Below are 17,760 nucleotides of genomic sequence, written 5' to 3'. Positions count from 1 at the left end.
CCCCAGCAGCGGGTGTTTGGTGCTTGAAGCGCAACACCCGGCCCCCATCTGAGCCAGCAAACACTTGTTGTTGTTTACCCCACGGAGAAACCATTCCATGAAGCGGATCCTTTTGTTTGTGATGACCAACCTGGCCGTCGTTGTCGTGCTGGGGGTGGTGGCCAGCCTGCTGGGCGTCAACCGCTACCTCACGGCCAACGGGCTCAACCTGGGCGCGCTGCTGGGCTTTGCGCTCGTCATGGGCTTTGGCGGCGCCATCATCTCGCTGCTCATCAGCAAGCCCATGGCCAAGTGGACCTCGGGCGTGCGCGTGATCGACGGCTCCGGCTCGCCCGACGAGCGCTGGATCGTCGAGACCGTGCGCAAGTTCGCCACCGAAGCCAAGATCGGCATGCCTGAAGTCGGCATCTTCGAAGGCGACCCCAATGCGTTTGCCACGGGCGCGTTCAAGAACTCGGCTCTGGTGGCGGTGTCCACGGGCCTGCTGCAAGGCATGACGCGCGAAGAGGTCGAGGCCGTGATCGGCCACGAGGTGGCCCACATCGCCAACGGTGACATGGTCACCATGACGCTGATCCAGGGCGTGATGAACACCTTTGTGGTGTTCCTGTCGCGGGTGATCGGCTATGCGGTCGACAGCTTTCTGCGCAAGAACGACGAGAGCAGCTCGGGCCCCGGCATCGGCTACTACGTGACCACCATCGTGCTCGACATCCTGCTGGGCTTTGTGGCCGCGATGATCGTCGCCTGGTTCAGCCGCCAGCGCGAGTTCCGTGCCGATGCAGGCGCGGCGCAACTGATGGGCCGCCGCCAGCCCATGATCAATGCCCTGGCCCGCCTGGGTGGCATGCACCCGGCCGAGCTGCCCAAGAGCATGGCCGCCATGGGCATTGCCGGTGGCATTGGCAAGCTGTTCAGCACCCACCCGCCCATCGAAGAGCGCATTGCTGCGCTGCAGAACGCGCAGCAGCAAGGCTGATCCGGTTCAACCTGGCCCTTGAAGGCCGCTGCAGGGGTTGCCCCTGCGGCGGCCTTTTTGTTTCTGGGTGGGTTGTCGGCCTTGTGGGGCTGCTCAAGGGTTTGTAACCTTTTGTCGATAACCAGTGGAAACCCAATCCCGCATGCCGTGCGGACAGCAGCGGGTTGCCGATCCTTATTCCCACGAGAACACCTTATGTCCATCTCCCACGCACGTGTTGCGGTCCGTCTGGCCCTGGCCTTTGGCATTGTCTGTCTGGTCATGTCGCTCTCGGCCGCCGTCGGTATCTGGCGGCTGGCGGGGCTGCAGGACATTGCCGACGACCTGGGCGGCGCATCGTCCGAGCGCGCGCTGCTGGCGCGTGAGCTGCACGCCATCGTGGTGCTGAGTTCCGCACGCGCCGAAACGCTGCTGGAGATCGACAACCCCGCCTACGCGGCGCGCATCGACGCGGACCGCAAAACCACGTCGACCCGTTCGTCCGAAGTGCGCAAGCGCCTGGACGAGCTGGCGGCAGACCCGGAATCCCAGGCCTTGTTCGATGCCATCGACAAGGCAGGCAACGGTTTTCGCACGGTGCGGGACGACCTTGTCAAGCGCCGCAAGGCGGGCGATGCCCTGCCGCCCGACGCCATTGCCAACCAGCTGCGCCCTGCGGCCGATGCCTATGCCGCTTCGGTGAACAAGCTGGCCGAGTACCAGCGCCAGCGTGTGGCCGAGGCCCGCGAGGCTGCCGCCCGCAGCGAGAGCCAGGGCATCACGCTGCTGGCCGCAGGCTCGCTGGTGGGGCTTCTGCTGAGCCTGGCCTGCGCCTGGCTGCTGTCGCGGTCCATCCTGCAGCCGCTGGCCCATGCGTCCGAGGTGACCGACCGCATTGCCGAGGGCGACCTCACCTCTCCCGTGCCCGCGCCGCAGGCGGGCAGCCGCGATGAACTGCAGGCCCTGCTGGCGCGCCTGGGGGGTATGCAGGCGCGGCTGGCGGAACTGGTGGTGGGCATGCGCCAGGCCAGCACCTCGGTGGCCGGTGCCAGCAGCGAGATCGCGGCGGGCAACAGCGACCTGTCGGCCCGCACCGAGCACACAGCTTCCAATCTGGAAGAAATCGCCGCCAGCATGGAAGAACTGCTGGCCACCGTGCGCCACAGCGCCGACGCCGCAGCGCAGGCCAGCACGCTGGCCACCGGTGCCAGCAGCGTTGCCCAGCGCGGGCGCGACGCCGTGGACCGCGTGGTGGGCACCATGGATGGCATCGCGCTGTCGTCGCGCCGCATTGCCGACATCACCAGCGTGATTGATGGCATTGCGTTCCAGACCAATATCCTGGCGCTGAACGCGGCCGTGGAAGCGGCCCGTGCCGGTGAGCAGGGGCGAGGCTTTGCGGTGGTGGCCAGCGAGGTGCGCAGCCTGGCCCAGCGCTCGGCCACGGCGGCCAAGGAGATTGGGGGGCTCATCAGCGACAGCGTGCGGCAGGTGGACGAAGGCACCAAGCTGGTACATGCAGCGGGCGGCACCATGGGCGAGATCGTGAACTCGGTGCAGCAGGTGGCCACCATCATTGGCGAGATCAGCACGGCTGCGCGTGAGCAGACCACGGGCCTGAGCCAGGTGGGCGAGGCCGTCTCGCAGCTCGACCAGATGACGCAGCAGAACGCTGCGCTGGTGGAGGAATCCTCCGCCGCAGCCCAGGGCCTGCGCGTGCAGGCGCAGCAACTGGCCGAGCTGGTGGAGGCCTTCCGGCTGCCCGCAGGCAACGCGCTGCGCTGAGCTGGGCTGGGCGGAGAGCAGGGGCGTACCGCTCTACTTCACCTCCACCCGCCAGCGACGGCGCGGCGCACGCAGCGCATGGCGCTTGCGGTACTCGGACGGGGCCATGCCGGTGTAGCGCACAAAGATGCGCCGGAACGCAGCCGGGTCGGCGTAGCCGCAGGCCACGGCAATGCTGGGCACGCTTTCCAGCGTCACCTCCAGCATCACCCGGGCACGCGCGCAGCGCAGGCCGTGCAGGTGGTCCAGCGGCGACTGCGACAGCTCTTGCTGAAAATGCCGCAGCAGGGTGCGTGTGCTCACCGATGCGGCCTCGGCCAGCCGGTCCAGCGAGTAAGGCTGGTCCAGGTGCGCCTCCATGAAGGCAATGGCGCGGGCGAGTGTGCTGTCGCGCGTGGCGGGTATGTGCTGCTGTGCGTTGGCCTGCAGCGCCGCGCGGGCGCGCTGGTGGTCGGGGGTCATCACGGTCTCGCAGGCGGCGGCCAGCTCCGGCCCCAGCGCCTGTCGCACCAGGGCGATGGCCAGCAGGTTCACGTTGCTGGGCAGCGCGCAGCTCAGCCAGGGGCCGTCGTCCGACAGGTCCTGGCCCAGGCTGTGGCCGATGCCCGGGAAGTCCCGTTCAAACCCCGCGATGTAGAACCAGGGCAGGCAGGCCTGGCGCCCATTCAGCCGCCCGCTTTGCGCCGCCAGCCAGGCGCCATTGCCCATGGTGAGCAGCTTTTGCCCTGCGTCCAGCGCAATGCCCAGCTGGCGTGACAGTGCCTGGTGGCGGGCTGCCACGGCACGGATGGCCGGGATGTCTGGCGCGTGGAACGAAGGGATGAACAGCGCCTGGGTGGGGGCCAGTGCCGCATCCTTGTCATCTGGCACCGTGTAGGCTGCCAGGGGGCTCGGCAAGGGTGCCAGGGGCAGGCCCTCGGCGTCAAGCAGGCGCCATGCCAGGCGGGGTGCTTGTGCACCCAGCCGCTGGCTGGCCAGCAGGTTGGCGCCGCGCAGCAGGTCGATGAGCTGCAGGGCACTGCCTGCGGCCGATTCGGGCAGCAGCGGGATGTCCACGCGGAACACCGGGGGCTTGGGTGCCGCCGAAGGCAAGGACGAAGGTGACGGTGGCATGGCGATATTGGCTCTGTGTATGGCGATTTTCGCTTGTCATGAAGGCAGCGTGCGCTTTTAGCATGAACGTGCTTTTCGCTTCCCCACCCAGGCCCTCGTGGCTGTTCACTCCCTACGGATCTGCCCATGCACAAACCCCTCTCTGCCATCGCACTTGCCGCCGGCCTCGTCGCCAGCGGGCTGACTTTTGTCTCTTCGGCCCAGGCCCAGGCGCTGGATGCCGCGGGCCTGCAGACCATCGACGCCGCCGTGAACGCCGTGGCGCCCAAGATGGTCAACTGGCGCCGCGACATCCATGCCCACCCCGAACTCTCGGGCCAGGAAGTGCGCACCGCCAAGCTCGTGGCCGAGCACCTCAAGAAGCTGGGCATGGAAGTGCAGACCGGCGTGGGCGGCACGGGCGTGGTGGGCACGCTCAAGGGCGGCCTGCCCGGCAAGGTGGTGGCCCTGCGCGCCGACATGGACGCACTGCCCGTGCTGGAGAACACTGGCCTGCCCTTTGCCAGCAAGGCCAAGGCCAACTACCTGGGCAAGGAAGTGCCCGTGATGCACGCCTGCGGCCACGACGCCCACACCGCCATGCTGATGGGCGCGGCCGAGGTGCTGGCGGGCATGAAGGCCCAGCTACCCGGCACGGTGAAGTTCATCTTCCAGCCCGCAGAAGAGGGCGCGCCGGTGGAGCCCGACGCCAATGGCAAGGTGCCCAGCTTCGGCGCCAAGGCCATGATCGAAGCCGGTGCGCTCAAGGATGTGCAGGCCATCTACGGCCTGCACATCACCTCCAACCTGCCCGGCGGCGTGGTGGGCTACCGCAGCGGCCCGCTGATGGCCGGGTCGGACAACATCACCATCCATGTGGAAGGGCGCGGTGGTCATGGCTCCTCACCCTGGGCCACCATCGACCCCATCGTGGCCGCCAGCCAGGTGGTGATGGGCCTGCAGACCGTGGTGAGCCGCCAGCTCAACATCAGCCAGGAACCGGCCGTGGTCACTATCGGCCAGATCCAGGGCGGCACCCGCTACAACATCATCCCCGACAAGGTGGAGATGATGGGCACGCTGCGCACGTTTGACGAAGACATGCGCCAGGAAGCACTCAAGCGCATCACCACCACGGCCGAGTCAATCGCTGCCGCCAGCGGCGCCAAGGCCAGCGTGCGTTTTGGCCCCGTGGCCTACCCCGTGACCACCAACCCTGCGCAACTCACGCAGGCGTCGCTGCCCGCGCTGAACCTGGCCATGGGCGGCAAGACCATGGTGATCCCCAAGGTGGCGGGCTCGGAGGACTTCTCGGAGTTCCAGAAGGTCGTGCCGGGCTTCTTCTACTTCCTGGGCGCACCGCCCAAGGGCAAGGAATTTGCCAAGGCGCCACCCAACCACTCCGCGCTGTTCGATATCGACGAGGACCAGCTGCCGACCGGCGCACGCAGCCTGGCCGCACTGGCCGTGGACTTCCTGCAGCGCAAGTAAGAAGCGAAAAGCAGAGGGGCGCCGCGCGGCTCAGGCCGTGCGGCGGGGCGAAGCCAGTCGGCTGCCGATGAGCAGGCGAAATGGCAGCAGCAGCGCCACGCCCAGCCCCAGCTTCACCGCGAGGTCACCCAGTGCCCAGGTGATCCACGGGTCGCTGGTGCCCCCAAACGCAATGCTCCAGAACACGGCGGTGTCCAGCACCGCTGCGAGCAGCGTGGCTACCAGCGGCGCGCGCCACCAGGTGCCATGGCGCAGACGGTCAAACACGCTGATGTCCAGCCACTGCGAGAGCAAAAACGCCGAGCCCGACGCGATGGCAATGCGCGCAGGCGCCAACACCAGCGAGGCGGCCACCGCCACCCCAAACCCCACCCAGGCCACCCGCCGCGCCTGCTGCGGGCCGCGGGCGCGGTTGACCAGCTCGCTCACCAGAAAGGCCACCGGGTAAGTGATGGCACCCCAGGTGAGCCAGTCATTGAGGGGGAACTGGACCAGGATGTTGGACGCCAGCACCACGGCGGCCATGGCCAGGGCCGCTGCTGCAAACTGCAGCGGGGTGGGCGCACGCATCATGTGGCGGCACCGAGCAGGCTGCGCGCTACGGCTTCGCCCACCTTGATGCCATCCACGCCCGCCGACAGAATGCCGCCCGCGTAGCTGGCGCCTTCGCCCGCCGGGTACAGGCCCGGCGTGTTCAGGCTTTGCAGGTTCTCGCCACGCCCGATCTTCAGGGGCGATGAGGTGCGCGTCTCCACGCCCGTCAGCACCGCGTCGTGCATGTCAAAGCCCTTGATCTTGCGGCCGAACACGGGCAGCGCCTCGCGCAGCGCCTCAATGGCGTAGCCGGGCAGGGCGGCGTGCAGGTCGCCCAGGGCCACGCCGGGTTTGTACGACGGCTCCACGCTGCCCAGCTGGGTCGATGGCTTGCCGGCAATGAACTCGCCCACCAGTTGGCCCGGTGCGCTGTAGTCGCGGCCGCCCAGCACAAACGCATTCGATTCCAGCTGGCGCTGCAGCACGCTGCCCGACAGCGGGTGGAACTGCCCGGCGGGCAGGGCCTCGACGCCATAGGTCTGGCCCAGGTGGGTCTCAAATGCCTGCGCGTCCTGCGGGTAGTCGCGGGGGTCGATGCCCACCACCATGCCCGCGTTGGCATTGCGCTCGTTGCGCGAATACTGGCTCATGCCGTTGGTCACCACGCGGTTGGGCTCGCTGGTAGCGGCCACCACGGTGCCACCGGGGCACATGCAGAAGCTGTACACCGCACGGCCGTTGGCGGCGTGGTGCACCAGCTTGTAGTCGGCTGCGCCCAGCAGCGGGTGGCCGGCGTGTCGGCCCCATCGGGCGCGGTCGATCACGCCCTGTGGGTGCTCGATGCGAAAACCGATGGAAAACGGCTTGGCCTCCATGGCCACGCCGCGCTGGTACAGCATGGCAAATGTGTCGCGCGAGCTGTGGCCTAGCGCCATCACCACGTGGTCGGCACGCAGCTCGGTGGTCTCGCCCGTGGCCTGGTTCAGCACCTTCAGGCCGCGCAGGTGGCGGGCTTCTCCGGTGCCTTCGATGATCACGTCCGTCACGCGCTGCTCAAAGCGGATCTCGCCGCCCAGCGCAATGATCTGCTCGCGCAGGTTTTCGACCACCTTCACCAGCTTGAAGGTGCCGATGTGCGGGTGGGCCACGTACAGGATTTCGTCGGGCGCACCGGCCTTGACGAACTCGTTCATCACCTTGCGGCCCAGGTGGCGCGGGTCCTTGATCTGGCTGTAGAGCTTGCCGTCACTGAAGGTGCCGGCGCCACCTTCGCCAAACTGCACGTTGCTTTCGGCATGCAGCTCGCGCTTGCGCCACAGGCCCCAGGTGTCTTTGGTGCGCTCGCGCACGGTCTTGCCGCGCTCCAGCACGATGGGCTTGAAGCCCATTTGCGCCAGCACCAGTGCGGCAAAGATGCCGCAGGGGCCAAAGCCCACTACCACGGGGCGCAGCGGCAGGTTGGCAGGCGCCTGGCCCACTGGGTGCCAGGCCATGTCGGGCGTGGGCTGGATGTGCGGGTTGCCTGCGAACTGCGCCAGCAATGCGGCCTCGCGCGCTGGCTGAGCCAGCGTGATGTCCACGATGTACACCGCCAGCAGGTCCACCTTGCGCGCATCAAAGCTGCGCTTGAAGACGTGCAGGTGGGAGATGTCGGCATCGGCGATGCCCAGGATTTGCGAGGCAGCGGCGCGCAGGGGCGCCTCGGGGGCTTCGGCCACGGTGAAGGGCAGCCGGATTTCGGAGAGTCGGATCATGTTCTTGCGGGCCCGTGTCGATCGGGCGGGTTGCAATGGCGTGGGGCCGCGATGATACGGGGTGCTCGCCACCCACGGAAGCCCTGGCGTGCAGGGGGCGTGGAGCCGTGTGCCTAAAAAACTATCAAATCAATAGCTGTTCGCGCTTGATGGATAAGCGATAGAGGCACTTTTGAATCATATTTTTCGAGCTGTTGGAACTTCATCATCGCTGCCCGACTGTTGGCGCCAGCGCAGCTCTGCCACACCAAAGGCTATGGCCGCCAGCACCAGTGGCCCAAAGTAATACAGCGCCCGGTAGGCCAGCAGGGCCGCCAGCACTTCTTCCTGCCCCAGCGCCTGGGTGGCCAGCAGCGCCACGCCCACGGCCTCCAGCACACCCAGGCCCGCAGGCACGCGCAGCACCAGCCCGGCCACCGCCCCCAGCAACACGGTGGCCAGCGCGGCGGGGTAGCTCACCTGGTGTTGCAGCACCGTCCACAGCGCGGCGCCCATCAGCATCCAGTTAGCGGCCGACACGGCCACCTGCCACAGCGCCACGGGCCAGCCGGGCAGCGGGAACGCGTGGCCTCTCAGCGTGAGGGCGCGGCCACTGCGCAGGGCACACAGCGCCACATAGGCCAGTGGCAGCAATCCCAACACGGTGCCGCCAAGACGCCACTGCCAGGACTCTACAGCCCACCCGGCCACCGCAGGCGGCTGCCACGTCCACGCCAGCACGCCAGCCAGCAACAGGTAACCCACCCAGTTCGTCACGATGCTGGTGCCCACCACCTGACCGATCGTGCCGGGGTCCACGCCACGCCGGTCGTACAGTCGGTAGCGCACGCCCACGCCGCCAATCAGCGAGCCCAGGTTGAGCGTGAACGGGTAGCTCGTCATGGCGATGGCCAGCGTGGTGGTGCGCGCCAAGCGGTGGCCGCTGCAATGGCGGCCCACCCAGTCAAAGCTGCCATAGGTGAAGTGGCTCAGCAGCGCCAGCGCGCCACCCACGGCCAGCGCGGTGGTGGGCAGGTCGCGCAGCGCCTGCAGCACGGCGGGCCAGTCTACGGTGCGCGCCTGCCGAAAGATCAGCCCGGCCACCACCGCAAAAAAAGCGGCAGCGAACCCCCGGGTGGCCCACGGCCACCAGGCCTGCTGCGGCCAGTGGCGCCAGCCGCGTGGGCTGCTACTGGTGCTGCTGCTGGGGGCAGGTGATGCCATGGCGTCGGCGGCGCCCGTCTGGGTGTCCGCGGGCAGTGTGGAGGTGGCCATGGCGGGGGCTCCGGGGCGCCGTCAGGTGGCCGCGCTGCTGGCGGGCTCGGCCGACGACGTGCCCGGGCTGGCCAGCGTGATCGTGGGCTCATGGTGGGGCAGCCAGCCCGCCCACGCCGGGAACCAGCGCATCAGGTGGTACACCGCATAGCTGCGCAGCAGACGCAGTCCATTCCAATGGCTGGGCGCTGCAGCTTCGATCTGCTTGCAACTGGTGTCCATCAGGTGCGACAGGCGGCGGTGCAGGTGGGCGTTGAAGTCGCGGTCCTGGATGATCACGTTGGCCTCCAGGTTCAGCGACAGGCTCAACGGGTCGAGGTTGCTGGAGCCCACGGTGGACCAGTCCTCATCCACCAGCGCAACCTTGCCGTGCAGCGGGCGGTCGCAGTATTCGTACACCCGCACGCCCGCGCGTTGCAGGTGGTCGTACAGCAGGCTGGCTGCCGTCTTCACGATGGGCATGTCGGGCTGGCCTTGCAGGATCAGCCGCACGTCCACGCCCCGCTTTGCGGCCCGCCGCATCTCGCGGATGAAGCGGTAGCCCGGGAAGAAGTAGGCATTGGCAATCACCACTCGGCTGCGCGCGGCGCGCAGGGCCACGCGGTACTGGCGCTCGATGTCGTTGGTGTGCTGCTGGTTGTCGCGCGTCACAAACATGGCGTTGGCTGTGCCTGCGTGGGGGCGGCCGGTAATGTCTGTGGCGTGGGGACGTTGGTGCGCGCTGCGGTCCAGCACCGCCTCGCGCGTGAAGCGGTGCATCTGCGCCACAACCGGGCCGCGTACCTGCACGGCGTAGTCCTGCTTGGCCTCGGGGCCGAAGTCGGCCATGTGGTCGGCTGAATAGTTGATGCCGCCGATAAAACCCAGCTGGCCGTCCACCACCACGATCTTGCGGTGCATGCGACGCAGCACGTTCAGCCGCTGCCCGAGAAAGCGGCGGCCCGGGTCAAAGATGCGAAAGCGCACACCGGCCTCAACCAAGCTGCCCACAAATGTGTCGGACAGGTCGGGCGAGCCAAAGCCATCCACCAGCACATGCACCTCGACACCGCGCTTGGCTGCGGCCAGCAGGGCGGCATGCAGTTCCTGCCCGATCTTGTCCTCGAACAGGATGAAGGTTTCCAGCATCACCTCGCGCCGGGCCTGGGCAATGGCGTTGAACACACGCGGGAAGAACTCCTCGCCGTTTTCCAGCAACTCGAAGTGGTTGCCCGGAACCCAGCGGGATGAGCGTGGCAGGCTGAAAGCAGGGCGCTTCATAGCAGGATCTCCGCCGCCAAAGGCGCATGGTCCGAGAGCTTGTCCCAGGGTTTTTTGGGCAGTGACAGCGGCGCATGCACAGCGGCGTTGCGCACGTAGATGCGGTCCAGCGCCAGCAGCGGCATGGAGGCTGGAAACGTGCGCACCGCACGGCCAAAGGCCTGCACAAACACCTCTTGCAGGCCCGCTTCGCGGTGCAGGATGTCGTGCGCGCGGTTGCGCCAGTCGTTGAAATCCCCCGCCAGCACCACGGGCTCGTTGGCTGGGAAGCTGCGCAGCAGATCGCACACACGCAGCAGCTGCCGCTGTCGATGGGATTCCTGCAGGCCCAGGTGCACACAGACCGCATGCACCGGCAGGTGGTGGCCCGGCGGCTGCAACACGCAATGCAGCATGCCGCGCCGCTCGGGCCCGCTGATGGAGATATCGTGGTTCTCGTAGTGCGTGATCGGAAACTTGGACAACAGCGCATTGCCGTGGTCGCCGTTGTCATACACCGCATTGCGCCCGTAGGCGTATTGCGACCAGATGGTGTCCGCCAGAAACTCGTAGTGCGGCACCTGCGGAAAGTTGGCGAAGCGGCTGGCATGGCGGTGGTGCGTGCCCAGCACCTCCTGCAGAAACACCAGATCGGCTGCCACATCCCGCACGGCATCCCGCAGCTCATGCAGCATGAAACGCCGGTTGAAGGTGGTAAAGCCCTTGTGCACGTTCACGGTGAGCACCTTGAACGCGATGGGCTGGGGATCGGTAGCGGCGGTGGTGGCCATGGGCAGTCAAACAATCTTTGGAGTGGGTCCCCCGCGAAGCCGCCGCGGTGTGCGCAATGGCCACTAGGGGCAGGCCGAGGGATGACTTGATTGTTTGGGCTGCACTGCCTTGCCGCTGTAGGACGGCTGGCCGTGGTTTTGTGCTGCTGGGGACGAAAAAAATGGGGCCTGATAGCCCCATTTCGTACTGCAAAGTGCTGCACTGGCGGCAGCGGCGCTTAAGCCGGCAGGAAGCCTTCCACCGACAGGTAACGCTCGCCCGTGTCGTAGTTGAAGCCCAGCACCTTGGCGCCCGCAGGCAGCTCGGGCAGCTTTTGCGCAATGGCGGCGAGCGTGGCGCCCGACGAAATACCCACCAGGATGCCCTCTTCGCGCGCAGAGCGGCGTGCGTATTCGCGGGCCGGTTCGGCATCGACCTGGATCACACCGTCGAGCAGGCTGGTGTCCAGGTTCTTGGGGATGAACCCCGCGCCAATGCCCTGAATGGGGTGGGGCGACGGTGCGCCCCCCGAGATCACGGGCGACGCCGTGGGCTCCACCGCAAACACCTTCAGGTTGGGGAACTTGGCTTTGAGCACCCGCGCCACGCCGGTGATGTGGCCGCCCGTGCCCACGCCGGTGATCAGCACGTCGATGCCATCGGGGAAGTCCGCCAGGATCTCCTGCGCCGTGGTGCGCACATGCACATCGATGTTGGCGGGGTTCTCGAACTGCTGGGGAACCCACGCGCCGGGTGTCTGCGCCTGCAGTTCTTGTGCGCGGGCAATCGCGCCCTTCATGCCCTTCTCGCGCGGGGTCAGGTCAAACTGCGCGCCATAGGCCAGCATCAGGCGGCGGCGCTCGATGCTCATGCTGTCGGGCATCACGAGGATGAGCTTGTAGCCCTTGACGGCCGCCACCAGCGCCAGGCCAATGCCGGTGTTGCCCGAGGTGGGCTCGATGATCGTGCCGCCGGGCTGCAGGGCGCCCGATTTTTCGGCGTCTTCCACCATCGACAGTGCGATGCGGTCCTTGATGGAGCCGCCAGGGTTGCTGCGCTCGGACTTCACCCACACGTTGGCCGCCGGGCCAAACAGGCGGTTGATGCGCACGTGGGGCGTGTTGCCGATGGTTTGCAGAATGTTGTCAACTTTCATGGCGTCTCCTGTGAGGGGCAAAGAAGGGGGTTGATCCAATCCAGCCCTTCAGAACAAATCCGTTCGGGCTGAGTCTGTCGAAGCGGGGCGCGATGGCGAACTCTTCCACAAACTCAAGCGAACGAGTTCCAGGGCTGGCATTGCGGCACCACGCGCATTCTGAACCAGTTGTTCTACAGCCTTGGTGATATGGATATAGCCAAGGCATCCACCCCAGTCTCTGCAACCCGGCTTACAGCTGCGGGCTGATCTCCACCAGCATGGCTTTGTCCACTGGCGTGATCTGCACCCGCACCGGCAAACCCAGTGCAATCGTCTGCGCGTTGGTGGCCGTGTGCTGCGTCACCTCCGTGCAGGTGTAGCGCGCGGCCTGCCCACTGCGCCACACCGCCAGGGCCAGCGGCAGCATCCACTGATCGGCCAGGTTCGGGCCTAAGGCACCCGCGCTGCGCTGGTAGTCGCGCACCTCATCCACAAGCCGCTTGGCAACCTGCTCGGCCGACAGGCTGCGCTCGCCCAGCTGGCAGAACACCTCGGTGATGTGCTCGTACTCCAGCGTGGCGATCAACGCGTTGCCCGGGCCTTCGTTCTGGCGCGTAGGGGGCTGGCGCAGTCGGCCGGATTCAAAGGTCCAGCCCATGCGCTGGCCCAGCGCGTCCAGCTCCCGCGTGGCAATGTTGCGCGCCAGGCCCGGCACCAGTGCCTCGCCCCAGGCGTCTTGCAGCGGGCCGCGCTCCAGCACATCCACGGGCGTCAACGGCAGCGCTGCGGGCGTGATGTGCGCCAGCAGCTCGCCACCCCCGGCGGGGTAGAAGCCGCGCCGCTGCAGTTGCAGATCCAGGCCCACGCCCAGCCGCCGCACCAGCGGTGCAAACGCCCGCTCCAGAAAGTCAAACGGCGGCGCCATCGGGTTGTGCGTGCCGCCCGAGAGTTGCACGCGGCTTTCTCCATCGGCCAGCATCAACGCGGGCAACACCGTCTGCAGCACCAGCAGGCAACTGCCCGCCGTCGCGATCTGAAAGCGGTAGTCGCCTGCGCGCACGGCGCTGGGCGTGAACAACAGCGTTTGCGACCCCAGCTCGGCCCCGTCGGCCTGCCCACCGCACACGGCCATGGCCGCCTGCACGCAGGCCAGGTGCTGGCGCATCAGCCCCGGCTTGGGCCGCCCGGCGCGGATGCGTGTGATGTGCAGCGGGCGGCCGGTGACCATGGCAAGGGCCAGGCCGGTGCGGAGGATCTGGCCGCCGCCTTCGCCGGTGGAGCCGTCGAGGGTGAGACAAGCGCTACTCATTTAAAAGCTCGTTCGCGAACATATGGTCGATGGCCTCTGTCGCCAGAGCCAGATAAATGCAAACACCTTCAAGCAATGAAGCAAGCTGATGAGTAGATGGGCCAGTCTGTATGAACACCTGCCCCTGCTCCCGCACTTCCATCATGTGAACTAGAGAAGAAACGCCCGCGTGGACGTAGTCCGATAGGGCAGAGTAGGAGAGCGCATAGGTTCTCTCTTCACCGGCTCTTTTTGCCCATTCGGACAGCTTTATCTCGTGCTTCTTGACCCGTACCCCAAGCTCACGCTCCGTCTCCTGTAGCTCGGTTCGATACTTCGCTTGTTCTTCGTTGGTGAAGACCTGGGAAACATTCGGTAGCCCAAGTGCACGTCGGATGATTTGGTATTGAGCCACTCTTTCCTGCTCTACATAGTCCTCGGGCGAAACAGCATCGAGGCAGAGTGCCTTGAGCTTGAATAGCGTCTCAAGGCACATTCGACCCATAGCCGCATTTGCCGCAGCGAGACCTGCTCGCCCCATGGCTTCGCTCCCGCGAGAGAACTCTAGTAGTCGTTGGGCAAGGCCAAGAACAAGACTATGTTTTAGGGTGGACTTGAATGCGTACTTGTCCAACGCGTTGTCAAAGCCCGCAATGGAGGCGTCTACGGCTTTGAAGTTGTCTTCGTAGGCAGTAAGTATTTCTTGTTCCGTCATCCTCACCCCTTCACACACACGACCTGCTTGAGCGTGTACACCACCTCCACCAGGTCTTCCTGCGCCGCCATCACCGCGTCAATGTTCTTGTAGGCCATTGGAATCTCGTCGATCACATCCGCATCCTTTCGGCATTCCACGCCTTCGGTCGCCTTGATCTGGTCTTCGACCGTGAACAGCTTCTTGGCCTTGGTGCGGCTCATGGTGCGCCCTGCGCCGTGGCTGCAGCTGTTGAAGCTCTCGGGGTTGCCTTTTCCGCGCACGATGAAGCTCTTGGCCCCCATGCTCCCCGGGATGATCCCCAGCTTGCCTTGCTCGGCACTCACCGCGCCCTTGCGGGTCACGAAGACCTCTTGGCCGAAGTGCGTCTCACGCTGCACGTAGTTGTGGTGGCAGTTCACCGCTTCCACATGCGTTTCGAACGGCTTGGTGATCACCGTGCGCAGCGCGGCAATCACGCGGCCCATCATCACTTCGCGGTTGGCGGCAGCAAACTTTTGCGCCCACCCCACGGCCTTCACGTAGTCGCCGAAATACTGTGCGCCTTCCTCGAAGTACGCCAGGTCCTTATCGGGCAGGTTGCGCTGGTTCATCTCGGCGTCCTTCTTGGCCAGCTCGATGAAGTGGGTGCCGATAGCGTTCCCCACCCCGCGTGAGCCGGAGTGCAGCATCACCCACACGGACTGGTGTTCGTCCAGGCAGATCTCGATAAAGTGGTTACCCGTTCCCAGCGTCCCCAGTTGCTTGTAGTTGTTCGTGTTCTTGATGCGCGGGTGCGCTTCGCAAATCTCGTCGAACTCATCCACCAGCGCGGCCCAGGCGCGGTCGGTCTCGGCGGGCGGGGTATCCCAGCTGCCCTTGTCGCGGCCCATGCGTTTGGGCGTCATCCCCACCGGCACGGCGCGCTCGATGGCGGCGCGCACACCCGCCAGGTTGTCGGGCAGATCGCTGGCCGTCAGCGTGGTCTTGCACGCCATCATTCCGCAACCCAGGTCCACACCCACCGCAGCGGGAATGATGGCCTTGAGCGTGGGCACGACCGAGCCGATGGTGGCGCCGATCCCCAGGTGCACATCGGGCATCACCGCCACGTGCTTGAATACGATGGGCAGGCGCGCAATGTTGCGCAGCTGGTTCCGGGCTTCTTTTTCCACGGGCACGCCGTTGGTCCACATCTTCACGGGCACGCCGTTGGGTACTTCATATTGTTCGTAGTTGTTCATGTTTTTTCCTGTTCTGTTGTTCATCTTCAGCTGGCCATTGCATCAAAGACAGCTGCAATGCGTTCGGTCAGCGGGTAGTGGATCTGGCCGCATTTGGCGCATGCCGGGCGCCAGTCGGCGGGTGGCCCGTCCTCTGTCAGCTTCAATAGCTTGTGTGCCCACGCGGCTTTGACTTGCGGATCATTCAGCCATGCCTGCATGGCGGCCTGAAAGGGCGCCTCGGCAAACGCGTTGGAGATCGCTCCGCCATTCGTCCAGTATTCCCAGTAGTAGGAATCTACAAAGTTCAGTGTCGCGGCTTCGCGGTCGTCGGCTAACCAGTCGTCCAGCAAGGGCTGTATGGATACTCCGGCGTAGTCCCACATCAGCAGGATGCTGAATGCGTGCTCTCCCTGGAAAAGGCCGTCGCTGTCCGGCTCCCACTGCGCCAGGCCCTCGGCGAAGAATGCCCGTGCATAACCCAGCACGGCAGCCCTCTCGTCAGATGCGTAGGCATCGGCAAGGCAACGCCCCAGCCGGTCGAGATAGATCTCGGTGGAGTGGTGCAATCGGGCTCCTTGCGCCAGCAATTCCAGCATGCGAGGCAGGTAGTACTTGATCTCGTCAGCGGGCTGTACCTGGCTCTTGGCAGAGTCGTTGTATTGATAAAAGTGTTCCCGCGTCAGTTGGCGCAGCGGCAGGCATCGCATCTCGCGCTCCAGTTCGGCATCCATGCAGCAGCCGGTGCAGACATCCAGCAGCCCATGCGGTGCCTGGTATTTCGCAAAGGTCTGGTAGACCGCCTGTGTGGCGGCTTCCAGAGGCATTGCAGCAGTCGTTGGTTTCTTTTTCATGGTTCTCTTTCAGCGCATCTTCACCAGGCCGTTCAGCACCTGATCCAGTCCGCCAAACACCGAGATCTTGTCGATCCGTTCAGCCACGCGTTCCAGCGTCTCCAGCTCCTTCATGCGCAGGGCGACGGGGTTGTCCTCCATCACCTTTGCCGTGTTGAGCAGCGAGCGCGTAGCGGCAGTCTCTTCGCGGCGGCGGATCACGTTGGCCTGGGCCTGTTTCTCCGCCTGCACCACCTGGGTCAGGATGGTTTTCATCTCGCCGGGCAGCACGATGTCCTTCACGCCCACGCTTTCCAGCTGCATGCCGTAGGGCGATAGCTTGGCGGCCATGTGCGCGGTCACCACGTCGTCGATCACCGTCTTGTTCTCCAGCAGCTCATCGAGCGTGCGGGTGCCCACGGCGGCGCGCAGCGCAAACTGCAGCTCGCGATACAGGTGATCGGCAGGCTTTTGCAACTGGGCAAAGGCGCGCAGCACATCGGTGTAGCGGAAGGTGGCAGACAGGTTCAGCCGCAGGCTCACCTTGTCACGGGTCATGATGTCTTGGCCTGATACCTCCACGGCTTGCAGGCGCAGGTCCACCAGCTCCACGGCGATGGTGCGGCCGTACTTCCAGAACGCGTAGGCGCCTGCGGGCAGCAGTCGATCCACCTTGCCGTCGATGGTGAGCAGCGCGCACTGGCCCTCGGGCACCTGCACCTGCAGCACGCCGGTCAATCCGGTCACGCTGCGCTGGCGCAGCTGGGTCTGGGTGAGGCGCGCCACCAGGGTAGCGGGCAGCTCGGGGCCAGCGTCGAGGTCGATCACCTGCACGTTCACCTCCACCAGGCCTTTCCAATAGAGGCGACGGGTGCCAGGGGGCAGCACTTCGACCAGCACACCGTTTTCGCTGCGCAGGCCCACTTGCTGCTCCGACAGGTTCACTTGCACGAATTCGGCAGCCACCACGGCAGGCTCGTGCGCCATCAGGTAGTCGGCCAGGCCGTGGGTGAACGCAGGTTGTTCGAGGGCGAAGGTCTCTACCCGCGACTGGTCCATGCCGGCAAACAGCCAGTAGGTGCCGCTTTGGAGCACGCGGTCAAAGCTGCCGTTGCGCAGCAGCAGGGCTCGTTCGTTTTTCTTCACGGTCACTCGTTCGATCAGCTTCATCATTTTTCTTCTCCTTGTTCTGTCGTTGTCGTTACTTCTTCGTTGTCGTTGCAATCAGGGTGCCGTTACAGCAATGGCGGGGTGCCAGGGGGCACAGCCAGGGCCCTGCAGTGCGCCGTGGTTGCTGCCCTGCAAGCAGGGCGGCAGCGTGGCTGGCTGCGGGCGCGGGCTGTGCCGGGTGCTGGCACAAACCGCCACCGGCTGACGGGGTCTTGCCTTGCGGTTGCGTCCAAAAGAGGGGCAACCCTGGGGCAACTCCCCGCGTTCGGCGGGTGGTCTTTCGACCGTTTCTCAGTTCCAACCATTCGGTCGGATGAATGGGCAGGAGTCGAACCTGCTACAGCCCTCTTGCGAGGGTGCTCTACCAATGAGCTACCAATGGAGGCAAGCCGGGAGTCGAACCCGGCACCCCTTTCGGGATGGCTACCACTGCCGTGCCGTTACCCAGCGCTCACGGTGTGCGGCATGCGGGGAATCGACAGGGCTTTGAGAGCCCGGATTCCCTGCACCGGCGGGGCGAACGTTGGTCCTAACCC

General features: G+C 65.7%; 15 protein-coding genes and 1 tRNA gene. 3 read left to right on the top strand and 13 right to left on the bottom strand.

Features of this window, described 5'->3' with window-relative positions:
- Positions 1 to 97: 97 nt before the first annotated feature.
- On the top strand, positions 98 to 979 hold the full coding sequence (gene htpX / locus LPA35_RS13780) for a protease HtpX (RefSeq protein WP_010462430.1): 882 nt from the start codon (positions 98 to 100) through the stop codon (positions 977 to 979).
- 195 nt (positions 980 to 1,174) lie between these two features.
- Positions 1,175 to 2,743, top strand: a complete 1,569-nt coding sequence (locus tag LPA35_RS13775) for a methyl-accepting chemotaxis protein (protein WP_228897368.1) — start codon at positions 1,175 to 1,177, stop codon at positions 2,741 to 2,743.
- 33 nt (positions 2,744 to 2,776) lie between these two features.
- Here the strand turns inward: LPA35_RS13775 and LPA35_RS13770 are convergent, their stop codons facing one another.
- A complete protein-coding gene (locus tag LPA35_RS13770) occupies positions 2,777 to 3,856 on the bottom strand; it encodes a GlxA family transcriptional regulator (protein WP_228897367.1) in 1,080 nt (359 codons plus the stop codon).
- Positions 3,857 to 3,982: 126 nt separating this feature from the next.
- Between LPA35_RS13770 and LPA35_RS13765 the strand changes: the two genes are divergently transcribed.
- Positions 3,983 to 5,326: an amidohydrolase gene (locus tag LPA35_RS13765; protein ID WP_121422286.1), complete on the top strand. Its 1,344-nt coding sequence runs from the start codon at positions 3,983 to 3,985 to the stop codon at positions 5,324 to 5,326.
- Between the two features lie 30 nt (positions 5,327 to 5,356).
- Here the strand turns inward: LPA35_RS13765 and LPA35_RS13760 are convergent, their stop codons facing one another.
- From LPA35_RS13760 to LPA35_RS13705, 12 genes are all read right to left on the bottom strand, one after another.
- Positions 5,357 to 5,899 carry a VUT family protein gene (locus LPA35_RS13760; protein WP_228897366.1) on the bottom strand — a complete coding sequence of 181 codons (543 nt, stop codon included), beginning with the start codon at positions 5,897 to 5,899 and terminating at the stop codon, positions 5,357 to 5,359.
- Entirely contained in the window at positions 5,896 to 7,614 is a 1,719-nt protein-coding gene (locus LPA35_RS13755) for an NAD(P)/FAD-dependent oxidoreductase (protein WP_228897365.1), read from the bottom strand. The genes LPA35_RS13760 and LPA35_RS13755 overlap by 4 nt, the downstream gene beginning before the upstream one ends.
- A gap of 177 nt (positions 7,615 to 7,791) precedes the next feature.
- The gene (locus LPA35_RS13750; RefSeq protein ID WP_121422289.1) at positions 7,792 to 8,868 is read right to left on the bottom strand and encodes a lysylphosphatidylglycerol synthase domain-containing protein; all 1,077 of its coding nucleotides are present in this window, start codon (positions 8,866 to 8,868) and stop codon (positions 7,792 to 7,794) included.
- A 21-nt stretch (positions 8,869 to 8,889) separates the two neighbouring features.
- Complete coding sequence (clsB, locus tag LPA35_RS13745) at positions 8,890 to 10,128, bottom strand: cardiolipin synthase ClsB (RefSeq protein WP_121422290.1); 1,239 nt, start codon at positions 10,126 to 10,128, stop codon at positions 8,890 to 8,892.
- Positions 10,125 to 10,898 (bottom strand): endonuclease/exonuclease/phosphatase family protein, encoded by a 774-nt coding sequence (locus tag LPA35_RS13740; protein WP_121507563.1) that lies wholly within the window; start codon positions 10,896 to 10,898, stop codon positions 10,125 to 10,127. The genes clsB and LPA35_RS13740 overlap by 4 nt, the downstream gene beginning before the upstream one ends.
- 218 nt (positions 10,899 to 11,116) lie before the next feature.
- On the bottom strand, positions 11,117 to 12,034 hold the full coding sequence (cysK, locus tag LPA35_RS13735; RefSeq protein ID WP_055399638.1) for a cysteine synthase A: 918 nt from the start codon (positions 12,032 to 12,034) through the stop codon (positions 11,117 to 11,119).
- 232 nt (positions 12,035 to 12,266) lie between these two features.
- Positions 12,267 to 13,325 carry an RNA 3'-terminal phosphate cyclase gene (gene rtcA, locus LPA35_RS13730; RefSeq protein WP_228897364.1) on the bottom strand — a complete coding sequence of 353 codons (1,059 nt, stop codon included), beginning with the start codon at positions 13,323 to 13,325 and terminating at the stop codon, positions 12,267 to 12,269.
- Entirely contained in the window at positions 13,318 to 14,019 is a 702-nt protein-coding gene (locus LPA35_RS13725) for a DUF5677 domain-containing protein (RefSeq protein ID WP_228897363.1), read from the bottom strand. The genes rtcA and LPA35_RS13725 overlap by 8 nt, the downstream gene beginning before the upstream one ends.
- A 2-nt stretch (positions 14,020 to 14,021) precedes the next feature.
- Positions 14,022 to 15,242, bottom strand: a complete 1,221-nt coding sequence (locus tag LPA35_RS13720; protein WP_228897362.1) for an RtcB family protein — start codon at positions 15,240 to 15,242, stop codon at positions 14,022 to 14,024.
- Between the two features lie 26 nt (positions 15,243 to 15,268).
- Complete coding sequence (locus tag LPA35_RS13715) at positions 15,269 to 16,075, bottom strand: hypothetical protein (protein WP_228897361.1); 807 nt, start codon at positions 16,073 to 16,075, stop codon at positions 15,269 to 15,271.
- A 9-nt stretch (positions 16,076 to 16,084) separates the two neighbouring features.
- On the bottom strand, positions 16,085 to 17,224 hold the full coding sequence (locus LPA35_RS13710; RefSeq protein WP_228897694.1) for a slipin family protein: 1,140 nt from the start codon (positions 17,222 to 17,224) through the stop codon (positions 16,085 to 16,087).
- A 313-nt stretch (positions 17,225 to 17,537) separates the two neighbouring features.
- Positions 17,538 to 17,601 (bottom strand) — tRNA-OTHER (locus LPA35_RS13705).
- Positions 17,602 to 17,760: the final 159 nt, after the last annotated feature.

The organism is Acidovorax sp. Leaf73, from assembly GCF_916855635.1.
GTDB classification, from domain to species: domain Bacteria; phylum Pseudomonadota; class Gammaproteobacteria; order Burkholderiales; family Burkholderiaceae_C; genus Acidovorax; species Acidovorax facilis.
The sequence above is the reverse complement of the archived record's forward strand: the minus strand, read 5'-3'. Positions and strand labels throughout refer to the sequence as shown.

Excerpts from the sequence above, each read along its gene's own strand:
- htpX (WP_010462430.1), top strand. The coding sequence starts at position 98 with ATGAAGCGGATCCTTTTGTTTGTGATGACCAACCTGGCCGTCGTTGTC.
- LPA35_RS13775 (WP_228897368.1), top strand. The coding sequence starts at position 1,175 with ATGTCCATCTCCCACGCACGTGTTGCGGTCCGTCTGGCCCTGGCCTTT.
- LPA35_RS13770 (WP_228897367.1), bottom strand. The coding sequence starts at position 3,856 with ATGCCACCGTCACCTTCGTCCTTGCCTTCGGCGGCACCCAAGCCCCCG.
- LPA35_RS13765 (WP_121422286.1), top strand. The coding sequence starts at position 3,983 with ATGCACAAACCCCTCTCTGCCATCGCACTTGCCGCCGGCCTCGTCGCC.
- LPA35_RS13760 (WP_228897366.1), bottom strand. The coding sequence starts at position 5,899 with ATGATGCGTGCGCCCACCCCGCTGCAGTTTGCAGCAGCGGCCCTGGCC.
- LPA35_RS13755 (WP_228897365.1), bottom strand. The coding sequence starts at position 7,614 with ATGATCCGACTCTCCGAAATCCGGCTGCCCTTCACCGTGGCCGAAGCC.
- LPA35_RS13750 (WP_121422289.1), bottom strand. The coding sequence starts at position 8,868 with ATGGCCACCTCCACACTGCCCGCGGACACCCAGACGGGCGCCGCCGAC.
- clsB (WP_121422290.1), bottom strand. The coding sequence starts at position 10,128 with ATGAAGCGCCCTGCTTTCAGCCTGCCACGCTCATCCCGCTGGGTTCCG.
- LPA35_RS13740 (WP_121507563.1), bottom strand. The coding sequence starts at position 10,898 with ATGGCCACCACCGCCGCTACCGATCCCCAGCCCATCGCGTTCAAGGTG.
- cysK (WP_055399638.1), bottom strand. The coding sequence starts at position 12,034 with ATGAAAGTTGACAACATTCTGCAAACCATCGGCAACACGCCCCACGTG.
- rtcA (WP_228897364.1), bottom strand. The coding sequence starts at position 13,325 with ATGAGTAGCGCTTGTCTCACCCTCGACGGCTCCACCGGCGAAGGCGGC.
- LPA35_RS13725 (WP_228897363.1), bottom strand. The coding sequence starts at position 14,019 with ATGACGGAACAAGAAATACTTACTGCCTACGAAGACAACTTCAAAGCC.
- LPA35_RS13720 (WP_228897362.1), bottom strand. The coding sequence starts at position 15,242 with ATGAACAACTACGAACAATATGAAGTACCCAACGGCGTGCCCGTGAAG.
- LPA35_RS13715 (WP_228897361.1), bottom strand. The coding sequence starts at position 16,075 with ATGAAAAAGAAACCAACGACTGCTGCAATGCCTCTGGAAGCCGCCACA.
- LPA35_RS13710 (WP_228897694.1), bottom strand. The coding sequence starts at position 17,224 with ATGAAGCTGATCGAACGAGTGACCGTGAAGAAAAACGAACGAGCCCTG.